Source organism: Micromonospora sp. NPDC052213, from assembly GCF_040679695.1.
Lineage (GTDB): Bacteria > Actinomycetota > Actinomycetes > Mycobacteriales > Micromonosporaceae > Micromonospora.
In genome coordinates this window covers 34,327-53,002 of the sequence record NZ_JBFAVI010000010.1, presented here as the reverse complement: position 1 = coordinate 53,002, position 18,676 = coordinate 34,327, and the positions used below count along the sequence as shown (strand labels likewise).

Genomic DNA, 18,676 nt, shown 5'->3' with positions numbered 1-18,676 from the left:
CTACACCTCGGCGGTCGGAATCGGTCACCGAAGTCACCCGATCAGGCGGTGGCGAGGAGTTGGTCCACCGGGGCGTAGTCGTCGGTCAGCACCAGCGCCCCGCCGACGAAGGCGGTCAGCTCGGCGCCCGCGAGCAGGGTGGCACCCTCCCGCAGGTCCACCAGCCGGTCGCGGATCGCGTCCAACGGCAGCGGGGCGTCGGAGGCGACGATGAGGAAGTTCGCGCCCTCCTGCCCGGCGAGCGCCGCCGCCGGGGCGATCACCGCGACGTGCCGGAACTCGGCGGCGACGGTGGCCAGCTCGCTGCGGATGAAGCGCAGCGGCGGGTAGTCGATGACGTTCTGCACGTAGACGCCGCCGGGCCGGGTCACCCGACGGATCTCGGCGGCCATCTCCCGGGTGGCCAGGTGCCAGGGCACCACCAGGTGCCCGAAGGCGTCGCCGACCACGAGGTCCCGGCTGTCGGTCGCCTCCCCCGCGACCAGCATCCGGGCGTCACCCACCACCGCCCGCAGGTCCGGCCCCTGGCGTACGCCCAGCTCGCGCTCGCCCAGCTCGACCAGCCCGCCGTCGATCTCGAACACCACGTTGTCCGTGCCCGGGCGGGTGGCGGTCAGGTAGCGCGGCACGGTGAACCCGCCGCCGCCCAGGTGCAGCGCGTCCAGCCGCTGCCCCGCCGGGGCCACCACGTCGGCCACCGCCCCGATCCACCGCGTGTACGCGTACTCCAGGTGGGTGGGGTCGGCGAGGTCCACGTACGAGTGCTGGGCGGAGTTGAGCAGCAGGGTGCGGCCGGAGCCCCGGCCGGGGTCGGTCTCGACGCTGGCGCAGTGGTAGGCCGTCTCGATGTCGCACGGGTTCGGGGCGACCGTGGTGAGCCCGGCGCCGACGAGACCGAGCACGGCCAGGGCCACCTTGGCCCGCGCCGGGCCGGGCAGCTCCGCCCGGTCCTGCCGGCGCAGCCACACCCCGAGACCGAGCCCGGTGAGCCCGAGCGAGGCCGCCAGGGCGAACAGGATGACCGTGCTGGGCAGCGCGGCGACCAGCACGAAACCGGTGCCCAGGGTGGCGGTGATGCCGCCCAGCGTGCCGATGCCGGAGAGCCGGCCGACCACCTGGCCCGTGCGCCGCAGGTCGGCGAGCTGGAGCTTGACGACCAGCGGGGTGACCGCGGCGAGCAGCGCCGCCGGCACGAATACGGCGAGCGCGACGAGCAGCAGGATGGCCGTGGCCGCCCCGCCGCGCAGCACCTCGCCGGCGTACCGGACCACGGGCAGGGTGACCGCGGTGGCGATGCCGGCCAGCACCAGCGCCGGGGCCAGCAGGGTGCGCGGGTTACGCCGGTCGGCCAGCCAGCCGCCCGACCACGCCCCGTACGCGATGGCCGCCAACGCGATGCCGATGACCGAGCTGGTCACCTGGAGGGTCACCCCGACGTACGGCCCGACCAGGCGCAGCGCGACGGTCTCCAGCACCAGGACGGCGCCGCTGGAGAAGAAGACCAGGAACGCGGCGAGCCCGTTGGGCAGGGCCCGGGCGGACGGCCGCTCCGGCATGGCCGGCGGGGCCGTGACGTCGGACGATGGGGAGCTCACCCGCGCGATGGTACGCAGTGAACCTGGGGCCGCGGGTCAGTACATCGAGAGATGAACATGGTTCGTGTGGTCGGCGGCGGGGCTGCCGCTGCCGCTGTACGCCCGCCACCCGGTGCCCGGGTGCCAGATCTGCCGGTACCAGATCACGTAGAGCACCCCGAGCCGGCTGGCGTTGCGCACGTGCCAGGCGGCGAGGCTGTCCCCGTACGCCTTGTCCCCGCCGGTGGCGGTCTTGTCCTCGAACCCGCCGGTGGCGGCCGAGAAGTCGCAGGCCCGGCCCTTGGGATGCTCACCGGAGCCGCCGCTGCGGTAGCAGGAGACGTGCCGCTTGTAGCCGGCGTTCTGGGTCTGCTGGAGGGCGTTGAGCGTGCGCGGGGTGATGCAGCCGGAGGTGGTGGGGTCGTTCACCGAGCAGGACTCCGAGGGCCAGGAGCCGTCGGGGTTGCGCGGCGCCGGCTTCGCCGAGGAGGAGTTCCCGCCACTGAAGCCGCCGCTGCTGCCCGAGCTGACCGCCGCGAGCGCCGCCTCGGCCTCCTTCTTCTTCTTCGCCATCACCGCGAGCTGCTTCTGCTGCTCCCGGACCTCGGTGTCGAGGGCGATCTTGGCCTGCCGCGCCTGCTCGCGCGCCTCGGTCAGGTCGCGCAGCCGCCGGCCGTCGCGCTGCGCCATCAGGTCCAGGTGGGCCGCCCGCTCCAGGAACGCCTCGGGCGAGGCGCTGTTGAGCAGCATCGCCGTCGGGGTGAGCCGGCCCACCCGGTAGGACTGGGCGGCCACCTCGCCGACCTGCGCGGTCAGCTCGACCAGGCGGCCCTCCAGCGTGGTCAGCTGCCCCGTCAGCGTCTTCTGCCGGCGCTTGGAGTTGTCCAGCTTCGCCTTGGCCTCGATGTGCGCCTTGGCGGTGGCCTCCAGGGCGTCCCGCAGCTTCTTGGTGCCGCCCTCGTTGGGCTCCGCGTACGCGGGCACGGCGCCGCCGCCGAGGAGCAGCGCCACCGCGACGAGCAGGGCGACCAGCGGCCGGCGCACGGCCGACGGGGTGGACAGCGGGCGGCGGGCACGCCGCGCCGACAGGGCGATCAGCGGACGGCCGCGACGCCCGACGGGCATGGTCCTGCGCACGAAAGCATCCTTTCGTCGGCCGCCGGCCCCGGGTGGCAGCGCTGCGCGGCGGCGGCCCCGCCGGGCGCCGGTCGGCGGCCTGCTGGCGGAGACCGGCGGTCAGGATACCGGACCGGCCGCTCGTGACCAGGCCCGTGACCGCCCCGGCCATCGAACTTCGACGCAGTGTCGCATCGACGTCACGCAGCGCCGAGCAGCGCCTCGTGGACCTCCACCCAGACCCGCTCGCTCACCGCGACCAGCAGGCCGTGGCCCTCGTCGGCGGGGTGGTAGTCGGCGCCGTCGAAGCGCCGGGCGACGCCGCCGGCCGCCCGGACCAGCAGGGTGCCGGGGGCGTGGTCCCACGGCAGGGTGCGCCAGAACAGCACGAACTGCTGGTCGCCGGTGAGCACGTCCAGGTATTCCCGGCCGGCGCAGTGCTGGCCGGGGAGCAGCTCGCCGACCCGCCCGCCGCCCGCCTCGACCCGCGCCCTCGACGCCGGCGGCAGGAACCGCGACATCGCGGCACCGCGCAGCGCGTCCACGGGCGGCGTGTCCACGCCGGTCCGCACCGGCCGGCCGTCCAGCCACGTCCCCTCACCCGCCCGCGCGACGGCCAGCGTGCCGGCGAGCGGGTCGAGCACCCAGGCGGCCGCCGGCTCGCCGCCGGTCAGCAGCGCCACCATCAGCGCGAACGGCCGCCGGCCGGCCGCGAAGTTCGACGTGCCGTCGACCGGGTCGACCAGCCATACGTCGCCGGAACCGCGCAGGTGGCGCAGCAGGCCCGGGTCGTCGGCGACGCCCTCCTCGCCGACCACCACCGAGCCGGGGCGCAGCCGGCGCAGGGCCGCCGAGATCATCTCCTCGGCGCGACGGTCGGCGACGGTGACCAGCTCGCCCGGCGCCTTCTCGGTGACGTCGGCGTCGTCCAGCTTCCGGAACAGCGGCAGCACGACCTGGTCGGCGGCCTCGTGCAGCAGCCCACCGACGTCGTCGAGGAGGGTGTCAGCCACGTGGCGGCAGCTTGACCACGCTGACGAAGAACTCGTCGATCTGCCGGACCACGGAGATGAACCGCTCGAAGTCCACCGGCTTGGTCACGTACGCGTTCGCGTGCAGCTGGTAGCTGCGCAGGATGTCCTCGTCGGCCTGGGAGGTGGTCAGCACCACGACCGGGATCCGGCAGAGCTGCTCGTCCTTCTTGATCTCCTCCAGCACCTCACGCCCGTCCCGGCGGGGCAGGTTCAGGTCGAGCAGGACCAGGTCCGGGGTCACCGCGTCCGCGTACCGGCCCTCGCGCCGCAGGTAGGCCAGCGCCTCGGCGCCGTCCGAGACGACGGTCAGCCGGTTGCGGAGCTTGTGCTCCTCGAACGCCTCCTGGGTCATCAACACGTCGCCCGGGTCGTCCTCGACCAGCAGGACCTCGATCGGGCTCTTGCCGTCCGCCGGTGCGGTCATCCCACCGTCTCCCTCATGTCACCCGTTCTACCGCCTGCCGGCGCCCGGTCGGGGCCGTCCGTGGCGTCCGTCTCGTCGCCGGAACCAGCGGCCTGCTCCGGCACGCCCGTCGCCCCGCCGTCGTCCCCGCTCGTGCCGTCGCCGTCCCCGGCGTCGTCGGTCGCCGGCCCGTCGGCGTCGGCAGCGGCAGCGGTCGCCGCCTCGACGTCCTCGGGCAGGGCGGGGAGGGTGAAGCGGATCGCGGTGCCCTCCTCGGTGCCGGTGTCCACCCAGACCCGGCCGCCGTGGTACTCCACGATCTTCTTGACGATCGCCAGGCCGATCCCGGTGCCCGGGTACGCGTCCTTGGCGTGCAGCCGCTGGAAGATGACGAAGATCTTGTCGGCGAACTCCGGCTCGATCCCGATGCCGTTGTCCTGGCAGCTGATCTCCCACTCGTCGCCGACCAGCCGGGCCGAGACGTGCACCTTCGGCGGCACGTCGGGACGGCGGAACTTGATCGAGTTGCTGACGAGGTTGGCCAGCAGGTTGGTCAGCAGCGGCTCCTCGCCGCGGACGACCGGCAGCTCGTCCCAGGTCAGCTCGGCGTCGGCGTACTGCCGGGCGGCCTCGGTCTGGCCGGCCACGTCGCCCATGACCTTGTTCATGTCGACCTCGGTGAAGCCGGTGGTGAGCCGGCCGATCCGGGAGAACGCCAGCAGGTCGTTGATCAGGCGCTGCATCCGCTGCGCACCGTCGACGGCGAACGCGATGTACTGGTCGGCCCGCTCGTCCAACTGCCCCGCGTACCGGCGCTGGAGGAGCTGGCAGAAGCTGGCCACCTTGCGCAGCGGCTCCTGCAGGTCGTGCGAGGCGACGTACGCGAACTGCTCCAGGTCGCGGTTGGAGCGGGTGAGTTCCTCGGCCTGCTTCTGGAGCTGGCTGTTGACCCACTCGATCCGCTCCCGGGCCTCCCGTACCTCGTCCAGCTCCTTGGCGATCTTGCGCCGCATGGCGTCGACGTCGCCGGCGAGCCGGACGAACTCGGGCGGGCCGGCGCCGGTGATGCCGTTCCGGTAGTCGCCCTCGGCGACCTCCCGGACCTGGTCGGCCAGCCCGGTCAGCGGGCGGACCACCATCTTGTCCAGGGAGATCAGCAGCATGCTGCCGGCGATGACCACCACCGCCAGGGCGGCGATCAGCAGGACGACCAGCAGGTCGCTCGTCCGCCGGACGTCCTCGGCGCTCTGCTGCCGGGCCTCGATGATCTCGGACTGGAGGTTGTCCAGGGCGGCGCGGACCTGGTCGAACTGCGCCCGGGCCTGGTCGGTGACGAGCGCCTGCCCGGCGGCGGTGCCGCTCTGCTCCGTCGTGGTGATGACGGGCACCGCCACCGCCTGGCGCCAGGCCTCGGCCCGTTCCTCGACGACCCGTAGCTGCTCCCGGATCGCGGGGTAGTCGCGAAGCAGTGGCTGCATCTCGGCGACCAGCTCCCGCTCCCGCGCCCGGCCGGCGTCGTACGGGGCCAGGTCGGCCTGGTCGCCGCTGACCGCGAAGCCGCGGACGGAGGTCTCCTGGTCCAGCAGCGAGTTCAGCACCTCCTGCGCCTGCACCCGCAGCGGGCCGGTCTTGTTCAGGATCGCGTCGATGTGCGTCCGGTTCTTCGCCGCCACGACGACCGCGCCACCGGCCAGGCCGACCAGAAGCACGGCGACGACGGCGAGCAGGCTGACGACCCGCTGGCGCAGGGTCCACTCGCGGACTCCGGTCACCGGCCACCGCCCCGGCTGACCAGCAGCATGGCGACGTCGTCGGCGAGCGGCCCGCCGTTGAGCTGCTCGGCGCTCCCGACCAGCCAGGCCGGCAGCTCGGCCAGCGGCACGGCGACGCTCGCCGGGTCGGCGAGCAGGCCGCCCAGGCCGGGCACGTCGAGGCGTTCGTCGCCCTCGCCGACCCGCCCCTCGATCAGCCCGTCGGTGTACATCAACAGGGACCAGTCATCGGTGTCGAACTCCAGGTCGTAGGCCACGGGCCGGCGGGGTCGTACGCCGAGCAGCAGGCCGCCGGGCGCCGGAACGGGCGCCACCTTGCCACCGGCGAGCAGCAGCGGCGGCGGGTGCCCGGCCAGCCGGACGGTGGCCCGGTTGGCGTCGAGGTCCAGCCGCGCGGTGGCGACGGTCGCGAAGATCTCCTGGAGGCGGCGCTCGCTCATCAGCACCTGCTCCAGCGCCGGCAGCACCTCGTCGTCCGGTACGCCGGCGAGGATCAGCGCCCGCCAGGCGACCCGCAGCTCCACGCCGAGCGCCGCCTCGTCCACGCCGTGCCCACAGACGTCGCCGACGATCAGCTCCAGCCGGTCGGGGCTCGTCTGCACCACGTCGAAGAAGTCGCCGCCGATCAGGGCGGCGTGCCGGCCGGGCCGGTAGAAGGTGTGCACCGCGACCTCGTCGGTCGTCATCAGCGGCTGCGGCAGCAGGCCCCGTTCGAGGCGGGCGGACTCGGCCTGGCGCAGTTCGACCTCGCGCAGCCGCCGCGCGTTCTCGTCGGCCCGCTTGCGCTCCACCGCGTAGCGCAGCGCCCGGGTCAGCAGCACCCCGTCGACCTCGCCCTTGACCAGGTAGTCCTGCGCGCCCTCGGCGACCGCGACGATGCCGAGGTGCTCGTCGGAGCGGCCGGTCAGCACGCAGACCGCGGCGCCGCTGGCCATCTCCAGCACCTGGCGCAGGCCGTCGAGGCCCTGCGCGTCGGGCAGGCCGAGGTCGAGCAGGACGCAGTCGACGCCCACCACCCGCCGCCGGGCCTCGCTGAGGCTCGTCGCCACCAGCAGCTCGATCATGGAGTTGGTCTCGGCGAGCAGCTCGCCGACCAGGAAGGCGTCGCCCTCGTCGTCCTCGACCAGCAGCACCCGCAGCCGCTCACCCGGAGGCAGGTTGGGGTGCCTCCCCATGCCGCCGTGCGGGTACGGCACGACAGGAGAACCGGCCGAGCCGGCCCCCCGGTGCGACCGGGTCACCGCCGCGAGACGAGGGAGATCGCTGGTGATGTCGGGGCTCCTTCCGAGTGCCCTGCTGATCCTGTATTAGACAACGTTCGCACACAACACGACGGGCGCCGCAGGCGCGGGCATGGGCCGGATCACTGCCCGCCGGGCGGCACGGGCGCTGCCCCGCCCGTCCGGGGGAGTCCCGCGGGCGCCGCCCCGGTGCAGGATTGGTGCCACCCCTGGCCCCACCCCCGAGGAGTCCCCGTGGGCGCACCCACCACCCGCGCCGCCGACCGCGCGCTGGCCCGGCCACGCCGCCGGTTGGCCGCCGCCGCGGCGGCGCTCGTCGCGCTCGTCGCCGTCGGCGCCGGCACGCTGCTCGATCTGCGCACCCCGGCGCCGCGACCGGCCGACGCGCCGCCCGGCGAGTTCAGCGCGGGCCGGGCGTACGAGCACGTCAAGGTCGTCGCGGCGCGGACGCACGTGGCCGGCAGCCCGGCCAACGACCAGGTCCGCACCCACGTCGAGGGGGTGCTGCGCGGCCTCGGCCTGGAGACGGAGGTGCAGGACACCGTCGCGCCCGAGGCCGGCCAGCTCAGCGGGGCGGCCGGCGGCGCCACCCTGGCCCGGGTCCGCAACGTGGTGGCCCGGCTTCCCGGCACCGATCCGACCGGCCGGGTCTTCCTCGTCGCGCACTACGACTCGGTCCAGTCCGGGCCCGGCGGCAACGACGACGCCGCCGGCACCTCGGCCATCCTGGAGGTGGCCCGCGCGCTGGCCGCCGGCCCCCGGCCGCGCAACGACATCGTCTTCGTGCTCACCGACGCCGAGGAGGCGTGCCTGTGCGGGGCGTCGGCGTTCGCGTCGGGCCATCCCCTGGCGGCCGACGGCGGCGTGGTGCTCAACCTGGAGGCGCGCGGCTCCACCGGCCCAGTGATCATGTTCGAGACCTCGCGGAACAACGCGGCGCTGGTGGACGCCTTCGGCCGGGGTGCGCCGCACCCGGTCGGCACGTCGTTCGCGGTGGAGATCTACCGGGCGCTGCCCAACGACACCGACTTCACCGCGTTCCTCGACGCCGACTTCGTCGGGCTGAACTCGGCGTACATCGACGGCGGGGCGATCTACCACACCCCGCTGGACACCCCGGCGGCCATGGACCGGGCCAGCCTCCAGCACCACGGCGACAACGCCCTCGGCCTCGCCCGCGAGTTCGGCCGGGTCGACCTGACGGCGCTGGAGTCCGGGCACGACGCCACCTACTTCCCGGTGCCCGGCGGGCTGGTCCGCTACCCCGGCTGGCTGACCCTGCCGCTGGCGCTGCTCGCGCTCGCCGCCGTGGTGGCCCTCGGCTGGCTGGCCCGGCGGCGGGGCCGCGTCACCGGGGGCCGGCTCGCCGCCGGGTTCGGGCTGACGCTGGCACCGATCGTGATCGCCCCGCTCGCCGCCCACCTGCTCTGGGCGGCGGTCACCGCGGTCCGCCCCGGCTACGCCGAACTGCTCGATCCGTACCGGCCCGCCTGGTACCGGCTGGCCGTGGTGGCGCTCGCCGCCGCCGTCCTGTTCGCCTGGTACGCGCTGACCCGCCGCCGGGTCGGCCCGGCCGCGCTCGCGATCGGCGCACTGGGCTGGCTGGCCCTGCTCGGGGTGCTGCTCGCCGTGCTGGTGCCCGGCGGGGCGTACCTGGTCACCCTGCCGGCCCTGGCCGGCGCGCTGGCCGGGTTGGTCGCGGTGGGCGCGCGGATCGACGGCCCGTGGCCGGTGGTCGCGGCGACCCTGGCCGCCGCGGTGGCCGTGGTGGTGCTGCTGCCCACCGTCGTACTGCTGTTCCCGGCGCTCGGCATGGCGATGGGCGGCGTCGCGGCGCTGGTCGCGGTGCTGCTCGGCCTGGCCGCGCTGCCGGTGGTCGACCTCCTGCACCCGCAGGCCGGCGGCCAGCGGGGCATGGTCGCCCTGCGCGCCCGCCGGCTCGGCGCGCTGCCGGCCGCGGCCGCCGCGCTGGCGGCGGTGGTGTTCGCCGGGGTCGGGCTCGCCGTCGACCGCTTCGACGCCGCGCACCCCGCGCCCACCCACCTGATGTACGCCCTCGACGCCGGCACCGGGCAGGCCCGCTGGCTCTCCCACGAGGAGGACCCGCAGCCGTGGACCGACGGCTACGTCGACGGGGTCGTCGAGGTCGCCGACTTCCCCGGCCTCGGCGACGCCGAGCTGCGCGCCGGTCCGGCGCAGGCGGCGAACCTGCCCGCGCCGAAGCTGGAGGTGCTCTCGGACACCACCGCCGGCACCGAGCGCACCCTGCGCCTGCGGCTCGTCCCGCAGCGCCAGGTCCGCCTGGCCACCCTGCACGTCGACTCGGCGACCGCGACGGTGCTGCGCGCGGAGGTGGCCGGCCGGTCGGTGCCGGCGGAGGCCCGGGAGGGCCGCTGGGGCTTCGGCGTCGTCTTCCACGCCCCGCCGCCGGAGGGCGTCGAGGTGACCCTGACCGTCACGCCGAAGGCGGGGCAGGTGGCGCTGCGCGCGATGGACGCCAGCGACGGTCTGGACGCGCTGCCCGGCTTCCGGCCCCGCCCGCCGGACGTCGGGGTGGTCGGCTCGCACAGCTCCGAGATGCTCGCGGTCGCCCGCACGTATCCGCTCTGACCGATCGGGGCCGCCGCACCGGGCGGCCCCGATCGCAGTCGACGGCGTGGTCTCCCAGCCATCGACGGCGTCGGCTCTCCCGACCGGGGCCGCGCCGCCGCTACTTCCAGCGGAAGTGCACGAAGAGGCGACCGAAGTTCTTCGAGTCCTTCTCGACGCGGTGGTAGAGCTGCTTGACGTCCTTCTGGTCGAGGAAGCGCAGCACCCGCTTCTTGAGCTGGCCTGAGCCCTTGCCGGGGATGATCTCGACCAGGGTGGCCTTCTTCGCCACCGCCTCGTCCATGATCCCGCGCAGGGCGCGGTCGATGTCGTGACCCTTGTTGAAGATGTCGTGGAGGTCCAGCTTCAGCTTCATCGCGCAGCCACCGGCAGGTCACGTCCCATGCCGCCGATGGTAGGCCGCCCGGCGCGCTCCGCCCCACCCGCACGGGTGGAACACCATGGTTGTCATCAGACCCGTGTGACAGCCACGGCGTTCCACTCGTCGCGCAAGCTGCCCGGCGGGCACCCGGTGACGACCGTACGGACGGGGCAGCCCTCTCGAGCTGCCCCGTCCGTGCGCCCACTTCCCCGGGCGTCGGGTCGTCCGCCGTCAGCGACCGCCCGCGACCCGGGCCTGCACCCGGTCCAGGGCGGTGCGGTAGTCGTCGTTGCCGCTGTGCATCGCCGCCGCGATGCGCAGGTGCCGCAACGCGTCGGCGTGCCGGTTCAGCCGCTCCAGCGTACGGCCCAGCACGTGGTGGGCGTAGTGGTCGCTGGGGTCGCGGTCGACCAGCTCGCGGAGCTGCTCCTCGGCCCGGTTGAGCTGGGCCGACTGGAAGTACGCCCGGGCCAGCAGCTGCCGCACCGACGAGTTGTCGGGCTCGGCCGCCACGATCGGTTCGAGCAGCCGGGCCGCTCCGGTCGGGTCACCGGCCTCGAAGAACATGGTCGCCCGCCGGTACTCGGCCAGAAGATCCATTCGACCCACCCCCTCGTGTCACGCCGCCACTTCTCCCGACGCTGGCACAACACCCGGCGTACCGCGACTGTTCCCGGGCGGAACGCGGGCGGGATCAGGTGGGTGCGCCGTGCCGGCCGGCGACCAGATCCCAGGCGCGTACGCCGCCGACGATGCCCGCCGTGTTGGGCACCACCACCACGTCGTCGCCCATCCGGGCGAGCTGCTCGGGCCGGATCAGCCGCGAGTTTCCGCCGCCCAGGTAGAGCCGGTCCCAGCGGAACACCGGGCGCAGCCCGTCCACGACCTGCCGGATCCGGCGGGACCAGAACGCGTCCCCGAGCCGGCGCCGCTCCGGCTCCCCCACGTACGTGTCGTAGGTGGTGCCCCAGCGCACCGGCGCGTGGGACAGCTCCAGGTGCGGGGCGAGCACCCCGCCGTCGAAAAGGGCGCTGCCCAGCCCGGTGCCGAGGGTCAGCACCAGCTCGCAGCCGGTCCCGGCGACCACCCCGGCGCCGTGCACCTCGGCGTCGTTGAGCACCAGCGCCGGCACGCCGAACGCCTCGGCGAGCGCGGTCCGCGCGTCGTACCCGGACCACTCTGCGACCAGGCCCGGGTCGGCCTTCGACCGGGGCCCGGAGCGGGTCACGTAGTGCGGGGTGGCGACCACCACGCCGTGTCGGATCATCCCCGGCATGCCGACGGTCAGCCGGTCCGCCGCGGGCAGCCGGCCGCCCAGGTCGAGCAGCGTCTTGACGAACAGGGCCGGCGGCAGCGGGTACGGCGTGGGCACCCGCAGCGGCCGGGCGCGCATCGTGCCCGCCTCGTCCAGCACGGACCCCTTGATCCCGCCGCCGCCACAATCGATCGCCAGAGTGGTCACCACCTGAGCAGTGTGCCGTGCGCCTCCCGAGCCTGGTTCGCGATCTTGCACTTTCGGCCCCACGTCCGCGGCTTTCGCCCCACCCGTCCGGGCACGAAGTGCAAGATCGCGGAGGCGGTGGGGCGGGGAGGGCGAGCGGGTGGGAAGGGGCGGGAGGCGGGATAGGGTCGCGGTTGATGAGCGCGACGATGATCGTCAAGGGGCTGGCCGCGGGGCACGGGGACCGGGCGCTGTTCTCCGGGCTGGACCTGGTGGTCGCACCCGGGGACGTGGTGGGGCTGGTCGGGCCGAACGGGGCGGGCAAGTCGACGCTGCTGCGTACCCTCGCCGGGTTGCTGCCGGTGGAGGCCGGGAGCATCGCGCTCAGCCCGCCCACGGCGAGCGTCGGGCACCTGCCGCAGGAGCCGGAGCGGCGCGCCGGCGAGACCGTCCGCGACTTCCTCGCCCGGCGCACCGGGGTCACCGCCGCGCAGGCCGCGCTGGACGCGGCGACCGCGGCGCTCACCGACGGCGCGCCCGGCGCGGACGACGACTACGCCGAGGCGCTGGAGCGCTGGCTCGGCCTGGGCGGGGCGGACCTGGAGGAGCGCGCCGAACAGGTCGCCGCCGAGCTGGGCCTCACGGTCGACCTGGACCACCCGATGACCGGGCTCTCCGGCGGCCAGGCCGCCCGCGCCGGGCTGGCCTCGCTGCTGCTCAGCCGCTACGACGTCTTCCTGCTGGACGAGCCGACCAACGACCTGGACCTGGCCGGCCTGGAGCGGCTGGAGGAGTTCGTCACCGGGCTGCGCGCCGGCACCGTGCTGGTCAGCCACGACCGCGAGTTCCTCACCCGCACGGTGACCCGGGTGCTGGAGCTGGACCTGCACCAGCAGCAGATCCGGCACTACGGCGGCGGCTACGCGGCCTACCTGGAGGAGCGCGAGGTCGCCCGCCGGCACGCCCGCGAGGAGTACGAGGAGTACGCCGACACCCGGGCCGCGCTGGAGGCGCGCGCCCGCACGCAACGGGCCTGGATGGAGAAGGGCGTGAAGAACGCCCGCCGCAAGGCCACCGACAACGACAAGATCGGCCGCAAGTTCCGCTCGGAGTCGACCGAGAAGCAGGCGGCCAAGGCCAAGCAGACCGAGCGGCTGATCGAGCGGCTGGAGGTGGTCGAGGAGCCGCGCAAGGAGTGGGAGCTGCGGATGGAGATCGCCGCCGCGCCCCGCGCCGGCGCCGTCGTGGCCTCGCTGCGCGACGCCGTCGTACGCCGGGGCGGCTTCACCCTCGGCCCGGTGACCCTCCAGGTCGACTGGGCGGACCGGGTGGCGGTGACCGGGGCGAACGGCTCCGGCAAGTCCACGCTGCTCGCCGCCCTGCTGGGCCGGCTCCCCCTCGACGAGGGGCACGCCGCGCTCGGCCCGGGCGTGGTGGTCGGCGAGGTGGACCAGGCCCGGGGACTCTTCCTCGGCGACGCGCCCCTGCTCGACGCGTTCCGCGCCGCCGTGCCGGACCTGTCGCCGGCGGACGCGCGGACGCTGCTGGCCAAGTTCGGCCTGCGCGCGGCGCACGTGCTGCGCCCGGCGGCGACCCTGTCCCCGGGCGAGCGGACCCGGGCGGCGCTGGCGCTGCTCCAGGGACGCGGGGTGAACCTGCTGGTGCTGGACGAGCCGACGAACCACCTGGACCTGCCGGCCATCGAGCAGTTGGAGTCCGCCCTGGCCAACTACCCGGGCACGCTGCTGCTGGTCACCCACGACCGGCGGATGCTCGACGCGGTGCAGACCAACCGGCGGCTGCGGGTGGCCGCCGGACGGATCGCCGAGGACTGATCCGTGCCGACCCGCTCGCGGCGGGTGACAATGACCCCATGCTCAAGTGGGAGTACGCGCTGCTGGTCCGCCGTCGCCAGGCGGCCACCAACGACATCGGCTGGGAGGTCGTCTTCGTCTGGTACGGCCCGGACGGCTCCATGGTCGACGTGACGCCCTACGGCGACACCGCGCTGGCCCACCTGAACCGGGCCGGCGACCAGGGCTGGGAGCTGGTGGCCATGAGCGAGGACCCGTCCCTGCCCGGCAACAACGAGCTGCACCGCTACCACCTCAAGCGGCCCAAGCCGGCCGCCCCGCCGCCCCGGCAGCGGATGCGCGGCGGCGGTCGCCCCCGGCGGACGATCACCGGCTGACCGCCCGGCTCACGGCACGACGTGTCGCGGGGCATATCGGGCGGAGATCCGGGTATCGGCCCGCGGGAGGTGGACCCGGATGGTCGCGCTGGGACAGACCCCGCCCTCGGCCGAGCGGCTGCGGGCGATCGACGTATTCCTCGCCGAGGCGTGGGCCGACCAGGCCCGGCACGACGACCGGCTGCGCGACCTCGCGGTGGAGGTGCGCTTCGACCGGGGGGTGGCCCACCTCGGCGGCGAGGTCGCGGAGCCGTCCGACCTGCGCCTGGTCCGGGACCGGGTGGGCCGGCTCGACGGGGTGTTCGGTGTCTGGTGCCGGGTCCGGGTCGGCGGGCGCGACCCGGTCGTGGTCGACCTGGGCTGCGGCGCCACCAAGCAGTGGCCGGGCAACCTGGGGCTGGACATCTACCCCGCCCCGGGGGTGAACGCGGTGGCCGATCTCTCCGCCTCGCTGCCGCTGGCCGACGACTCGGTGGACGTGCTGTTCGCGGTGCACATCCTGGAGCACCTGGTCGACTTCCTGCCGCTGGTCGACGAGTGCCACCGGGTGCTCCGGCCGGGCGGCGTGCTGCACGTGATGAGCCCGTGGTGGCGGCACGTGAACGCCGTCGCCGACCCGACCCACGTCCGGCTGCTCGACGTGCAGACGGTCAAGGGGATCTGCCTGCAGCGCCCGCCGGGCACCCCGCGCTGGTATCCGCTGCACGTCGGCTGCGACGGCGCCTCGATCTTCGCCGACCTCACCCCGCTGACCCCGGACGCGGCCGGCCCCACCCCCGCGCACCTGGCCCGCTTCTTCGACTGACCCGCCGGACGGGCAGCCGGGGTCAGCGGCCGAGGGTGCTTTCGCGGGGGGTGAGGCGCCAGGGGGCGGAGAGTTCCCGGGGCGGCGCGGTGCGGTCGCCGTCGATGCGGCCCGCGAGCAGCTCCACGGCCAGCCGGGCGATGCGCTCCTTGTCGGGGGCGATGGTGCTCAGGGTGGGCACGGAGAACCGGCCGTCCTCGATGTCGTCGAAGCCGGCCACCGCGACGTCCTCGGGGACGCGCAGTCCCGCCTCGTGCAGGGCGCGCAGGGCGCCCAGGGCGAGGGTGTCGTTGAAGCAGAAGACGGCGTCGGGGCGTACGCCGGAGGCCAGCAGCGCGCGCATCGCGGCGGCGCCGTCCGCGCGGTGCCAGGCCGACGCGGGCGCCACCAGCGCCTCGTCGTAGTCGATGCCGGCGTCGGCGAGCGCGGCGGTGTAGCCGGCGAGCCGAAGCCGGGCGCTCGCCCCCTCCGGGGTGCGCTGCGAGCCGATGGCGGCGATCCGGCGGCGGCCGAGCCCGACCAGGTGGGCGGTGAGCTCCCGGGCGGCGCCCACGTTGTCGATCCCGACGTGGTCGGCGGGGCCGTGGTCGACCCGCTCGCCGAGCAGCACCATCGGGGTGCCGTCGAGCCCGGTCAGGTCCTCGGCGGTGAGCGCCAGCGGGCTGAAGATCAGCCCGTCGATCAGGTGCTCGGTGATGCCGGAGGCGACCACCCGCTCCTGCTCGCGGCCGCCGCCGGTCTGGTCGATGAGCACCGTCCAGCCCAGCTCGGCGGCGGCCGTGACGACGTGCCGGGCCAGCTCGGCGAAGTAGGGGATGTCCAGCTCGGGCACGGCCAGCGCGATCACCCCGGTGCGCCCCTTGCGCAGGTTGCGCGCGGAGAGGTTGGGCCGGTAGTTCAGCTCGGCGATGGCCTCCTCGACCCGGGCCCGGGTGTCGGGCCGGACGTGCACGTAGCCGTTGACCACGTTGGAGACGGTCTTGACCGACACACCGGCCCGCTCCGCCACGTCCTTGAGCCTGTGTCGCACCGCGCCACCTCCCGCCATGACTGGGCACTTTACCTCGTGAGCGACTCTTTACAACGTTGCTTACAACGTTGTAGAAACCAGGGACACCGGGTGACCGCGGTCACCCGGTACCGCGACGAGGAAAGGTGGCACCCCCTTGCGGACCGCGCAGCTCACGATCGACCCGGCCTTCGCGATCGGACCGGCCGACCGGCGCCTCTTCGGCTCGTTCGTCGAGCACATGGGCCGCTGCGTCTACGGCGGGATCTACGAGCCGGGGCACCCGGCGGCGGACCCGCGGGGGCTGCGCGGCGACGTGCTGGAGCTGACCCGGGAGCTGGGCGTGTCGGTGGTCCGCTATCCCGGCGGCAACTTCGTCTCCGGCTACCGGTGGGAGGACGGCGTCGGCCCGGTGGGCGACCGTCCCCGCCGGCTCGACCTGGCCTGGAAGACGATCGAGACGAACGCCTTCGGGCTCGACGAGTTCATGAGCTGGGCCGCCGAGGCGGGGGTCGAGCCGATGATGGCGGTCAACCTCGGCACCCGGGGCGTGCAGGAGGCGTGCGACCTGCTGGAGTACGCCAACCACCCGGGCGGGACGCAGCTGTCGGACCTGCGCCGCAAGCACGGCGCCGAGGAGCCGTACGGGGTGCGGCTCTGGTGCCTGGGCAACGAGCTGGACGGCCCGTGGCAGGTCGGCCACAAGACCGCCGACGAGTACGGCCGGCTGGCCGCCGAGACCGCCCGCGCCATGAAGATGATCGACCCCTCGATCAGCCTGGTCGCCTGCGGCAGCTCCAACCGGCGGATGCCCACCTTCGCCTCCTGGGAGGCGACCGTCCTGGAGCACACCTACGAGCACGTCGACTACATCTCGGCGCACACCTACTACGACCCGTCCGACGGCGACCGGGCCAGCATCCTGGCCTCCGCCGTCGACATGGACAACTTCATCCGGGACGTGGTCGCCACCGCCGACCACGTGGCGGCGAAGCGGCGGGACCGACGCAGGCTCAAGGTCTCCTTCGACGAGTGGAACGTCTGGTACGAGTCGCGCCTCCAGGCCGACCTGGCCCGGCGCGGCTGGGTGGAGGCCCCGGCGCTGATCGAGGACGACTTCACCGCCGTCGACGCGGTGGTGGTCGGCGACCTGCTGATCACGCTGCTCCGGCACGCCGACCGGGTCGGGGTGGCCTGCCAGGCCCAGCTCGCCAACGTGATCGCGCCGATCCGCACCCGCACCGGCGGGCCGGCCTGGCGGCAGAGCATCTTCCACCCGTTCGCGCTGACCGCCCGGCACGCCCGGGGGACGGTGCTGCGCACCGAGCCGGTCGGCCCGACCTACGAGACGAAGCGGTACGGCGAGGTCCCCGTGCTCGACACCGTCGCCGTGCACGACGGGGAGACGGGCGGGCTGACCGTCTTCGCCGTCAACCGGGACGAGACGGACCTGGAGCTGCACCTCGACCTGCGCGGCCTGGCAGGACTATCCGGTCAATCCCACCTGAGCCTCGCCGCCGGGGACGACCCGACGGCGACGAACACGGAGGCGGAGCCCGACCGGGTGACGCCCCGGCAGTTGCCCACCCCCACCACCGACGGCGGCCGGTGCGCCGTACGACTGCCGGCCGTCTCCTGGAACGTGCTGCGCTTCTCCCCCGCCGCCGGCTGACGCCGGACCGACCCTGGGCACGCACAATTCATCCCCGTCCCCCCAAGGAGTGAAACCCGCATGATGCAGAACGAGATGAGCCGGCGGCGCCTGCTCGGCCTCGGCCTCGGGCTCGGCGCCGCCGCCTCGCTGACCCTGGCCGGCTGCGGCGACGACGACAGCTCGGGCCCGGCGGCCGGCAACGGCGGCAAGGACTACACCGGCCCCAAGGTGGACCTGAAGCTGTGGAACGGGTTCACCGGCGGTGACGGCGACATCTTCAAGGCGCTGGTGAACCAGTTCAACACCGAGCACCAGAACATCGCCGTCACGATCGCGACGTACGAGTGGGCGGACTACTACGCCAAGCTGCCCGGCGCGGCCTCCAGCGGCAACGGGCCGGACATCGCGGTCATGCACATGGACCAGCTCGCCACCTTCGCCGCCCGTGGCGTCATCACCGAACTGGACGACGTGGCCAAGGTGCTGGAGCTGAGCGAGGCCGACTTCGCCCCCACCGTCTGGAAGGGCGGGCTCTACAACGACAAGCGGTACGGCATCCCGCTGGACATGCACCCCCTCGGCTTCTACTACAACAAGGGGGTCATGCAGAAGGCCGGCCTGGACCCGGCCAAGCCGCCGGCGACGAAGGACGAGTACACCGCCGCGCTCACCGAGCTGAAGAAGTCCGGCGTGCAGGGCTTCTGGGTCAGCCCGTTCCAGTTCACCGGAGGCATGACCTTCTACTCCCTGCTGCACCAGTGGGGCGGCAGCGTCTTCGACGCCGAGGCCACCAGGGCCACCTTCAACTCCGACCAGGCCGTCGAGGCGTGCACCTGGCTGGTCGACCTGATCAAGCAGGGCCACTCCCCCGCCAACGTCGGCCAGGACGCCGACTACCTGGCGTTCAAGAGCGGCCGGAACGCCTTCAACTGGAACGGCATCTGGCAGGTCAACGACCTGAAGAAGAGCCCGGAGATCCAGTGGGGGGTGGCGCCCCTGCCGCAGATCGGCAGCCAGCCGGCCGCCTGGGCCAACTCGCACAACTTCACGATCGTCAAGCAGCGGGCCAACGACGCCAACAAGGTCTCGGCGGCGAAGGTCTTCATCAACTGGCTCAGCCAGCACTCCCTGGACTGGGCCAAGGGCGGCCAGGTCCCGGCCCGCAAGACCGTCCGGGACAGCGCCGACTTCACGGCGCTGGCCGAGGTGAACGCGCTCGCCCCCGAGCTGGAGTACGCGGCCTTCCCGCCGGCGGCCCCGGGCCTCGGCGAGGTCATGACGACCTTCTACAACTCGTTCAACGAGGCGGCGCTGGGCAAGAAGTCGCCCAGGCAGGCGCTGGACGACGGCGCGGCCAAGGCCAACAAGCAGCTCGAGGACAACCGCAAGAAGTACGGGAGCTGATCTCCCGTGGCGGACGTGATCGAGGTCGGGGCGGCGCGCGACGGCGCGTCGCCCCCGGCGG

At 74.1% G+C, this 18,676-nt stretch carries 15 protein-coding genes and 1 pseudogene; 6 read left to right on the top strand and 10 right to left on the bottom strand.

The annotated features are described in order from the left end of the window. Positions 1-41: 41 nt before the first annotated feature. The 6 genes from AB0L34_RS04835 to AB0L34_RS04810 all read right to left on the bottom strand — a co-directional run bounded on the left by AB0L34_RS04835 (position 42) and on the right by AB0L34_RS04810 (position 7,074). Positions 42-1,595 (bottom strand): fused MFS/spermidine synthase, encoded by a 1,554-nt coding sequence (locus tag AB0L34_RS04835; RefSeq protein WP_363701911.1) that lies wholly within the window; start codon positions 1,593-1,595, stop codon positions 42-44. 36 nt (positions 1,596-1,631) lie between these two features. Beyond that, complete coding sequence (locus AB0L34_RS04830; RefSeq protein WP_363701954.1) at positions 1,632-2,699, bottom strand: hypothetical protein; 1,068 nt, start codon at positions 2,697-2,699, stop codon at positions 1,632-1,634. 191 nt (positions 2,700-2,890) lie between these two features. Then, positions 2,891-3,703: an inositol monophosphatase family protein gene (locus AB0L34_RS04825; RefSeq protein WP_363701909.1), complete on the bottom strand. Its 813-nt coding sequence runs from the start codon at positions 3,701-3,703 to the stop codon at positions 2,891-2,893. Beyond that, on the bottom strand, positions 3,696-4,148 hold the full coding sequence (locus tag AB0L34_RS04820) for a response regulator (RefSeq protein WP_363701907.1): 453 nt from the start codon (positions 4,146-4,148) through the stop codon (positions 3,696-3,698). The genes AB0L34_RS04825 and AB0L34_RS04820 overlap by 8 nt, the downstream gene beginning before the upstream one ends. After that, positions 4,145-5,899, bottom strand: coding sequence for an ATP-binding protein (locus tag AB0L34_RS04815; protein ID WP_363701905.1), 1,755 nt, complete (start codon positions 5,897-5,899; stop codon positions 4,145-4,147). The genes AB0L34_RS04820 and AB0L34_RS04815 overlap by 4 nt, the downstream gene beginning before the upstream one ends. Continuing rightward, complete coding sequence (locus tag AB0L34_RS04810) at positions 5,896-7,074, bottom strand: fused response regulator/phosphatase (RefSeq protein ID WP_363701903.1); 1,179 nt, start codon at positions 7,072-7,074, stop codon at positions 5,896-5,898. The genes AB0L34_RS04815 and AB0L34_RS04810 overlap by 4 nt, the downstream gene beginning before the upstream one ends. Positions 7,075-7,374: 300 nt before the next feature. Here AB0L34_RS04810 and AB0L34_RS04805 point away from each other — a divergent pair, with 300 nt between their 5' ends. Next, positions 7,375-9,750 (top strand): M28 family peptidase, encoded by a 2,376-nt coding sequence (locus tag AB0L34_RS04805; RefSeq protein ID WP_363701901.1) that lies wholly within the window; start codon positions 7,375-7,377, stop codon positions 9,748-9,750. A gap of 100 nt (positions 9,751-9,850) precedes the next feature. Here AB0L34_RS04805 and AB0L34_RS04800 read toward each other — a convergent pair whose 3' ends face one another. The 3 genes from AB0L34_RS04800 to AB0L34_RS04790 form a co-directional block, all read right to left on the bottom strand. Continuing rightward, positions 9,851-10,105 carry a Smr/MutS family protein gene (locus tag AB0L34_RS04800; protein ID WP_013736060.1) on the bottom strand — a complete coding sequence of 85 codons (255 nt, stop codon included), beginning with the start codon at positions 10,103-10,105 and terminating at the stop codon, positions 9,851-9,853. A 237-nt stretch (positions 10,106-10,342) separates the two neighbouring features. Beyond that, on the bottom strand, positions 10,343-10,711 hold the full coding sequence (locus AB0L34_RS04795; RefSeq protein ID WP_357457421.1) for a tetratricopeptide repeat protein: 369 nt from the start codon (positions 10,709-10,711) through the stop codon (positions 10,343-10,345). A 94-nt stretch (positions 10,712-10,805) separates the two neighbouring features. Next, on the bottom strand, positions 10,806-11,576 hold the full coding sequence (locus AB0L34_RS04790) for an ROK family protein (RefSeq protein WP_350707078.1): 771 nt from the start codon (positions 11,574-11,576) through the stop codon (positions 10,806-10,808). 173 nt (positions 11,577-11,749) lie between these two features. Here AB0L34_RS04790 and AB0L34_RS04785 point away from each other — a divergent pair, with 173 nt between their 5' ends. The 3 genes and pseudogenes from AB0L34_RS04785 to AB0L34_RS04775 all read left to right on the top strand — a co-directional run bounded on the left by AB0L34_RS04785 (position 11,750) and on the right by AB0L34_RS04775 (position 14,548). Then, complete coding sequence (locus tag AB0L34_RS04785; protein WP_363701898.1) at positions 11,750-13,387, top strand: ABC-F family ATP-binding cassette domain-containing protein; 1,638 nt, start codon at positions 11,750-11,752, stop codon at positions 13,385-13,387. A gap of 38 nt (positions 13,388-13,425) precedes the next feature. After that, positions 13,426-13,671: pseudogene (locus tag AB0L34_RS04780) on the top strand (hypothetical protein); the annotation flags it as partial. 151 nt (positions 13,672-13,822) lie between these two features. Next, positions 13,823-14,548 (top strand): methyltransferase domain-containing protein, encoded by a 726-nt coding sequence (locus AB0L34_RS04775; protein WP_357457427.1) that lies wholly within the window; start codon positions 13,823-13,825, stop codon positions 14,546-14,548. 22 nt (positions 14,549-14,570) lie between these two features. Here the strand turns inward: AB0L34_RS04775 and AB0L34_RS04770 are convergent, their stop codons facing one another. Next, entirely contained in the window at positions 14,571-15,578 is a 1,008-nt protein-coding gene (locus tag AB0L34_RS04770; RefSeq protein WP_357457429.1) for a LacI family DNA-binding transcriptional regulator, read from the bottom strand. Between the two features lie 136 nt (positions 15,579-15,714). Here AB0L34_RS04770 and AB0L34_RS04765 point away from each other — a divergent pair, with 136 nt between their 5' ends. Then, a complete protein-coding gene (locus AB0L34_RS04765) occupies positions 15,715-17,229 on the top strand; it encodes an alpha-N-arabinofuranosidase (protein ID WP_363701896.1) in 1,515 nt (504 codons plus the stop codon). Positions 17,230-17,289: 60 nt separating this feature from the next. Continuing rightward, positions 17,290-18,615, top strand: a complete 1,326-nt coding sequence (locus AB0L34_RS04760) for an ABC transporter substrate-binding protein (protein WP_363701894.1) — start codon at positions 17,290-17,292, stop codon at positions 18,613-18,615. Positions 18,616-18,676 lie beyond the last annotated feature (61 nt).

Bases quoted from the DNA above. Each gene is read 5' to 3' on its own strand.
- AB0L34_RS04785 (WP_363701898.1), top strand. From the start codon at position 11,750: ATGAGCGCGACGATGATCGTCAAGGGGCTGGCCGCGGGGCACGGGGAC.
- AB0L34_RS04830 (WP_363701954.1), bottom strand. From the start codon at position 2,699: ATGCCCGTCGGGCGTCGCGGCCGTCCGCTGATCGCCCTGTCGGCGCGG.
- AB0L34_RS04775 (WP_357457427.1), top strand. From the start codon at position 13,823: ATGGTCGCGCTGGGACAGACCCCGCCCTCGGCCGAGCGGCTGCGGGCG.
- AB0L34_RS04760 (WP_363701894.1), top strand. From the start codon at position 17,290: ATGATGCAGAACGAGATGAGCCGGCGGCGCCTGCTCGGCCTCGGCCTC.
- AB0L34_RS04820 (WP_363701907.1), bottom strand. From the start codon at position 4,148: ATGACCGCACCGGCGGACGGCAAGAGCCCGATCGAGGTCCTGCTGGTC.
- AB0L34_RS04800 (WP_013736060.1), bottom strand. From the start codon at position 10,105: ATGAAGCTGAAGCTGGACCTCCACGACATCTTCAACAAGGGTCACGAC.
- AB0L34_RS04810 (WP_363701903.1), bottom strand. From the start codon at position 7,074: ATGGGGAGGCACCCCAACCTGCCTCCGGGTGAGCGGCTGCGGGTGCTG.
- AB0L34_RS04795 (WP_357457421.1), bottom strand. From the start codon at position 10,711: ATGGATCTTCTGGCCGAGTACCGGCGGGCGACCATGTTCTTCGAGGCC.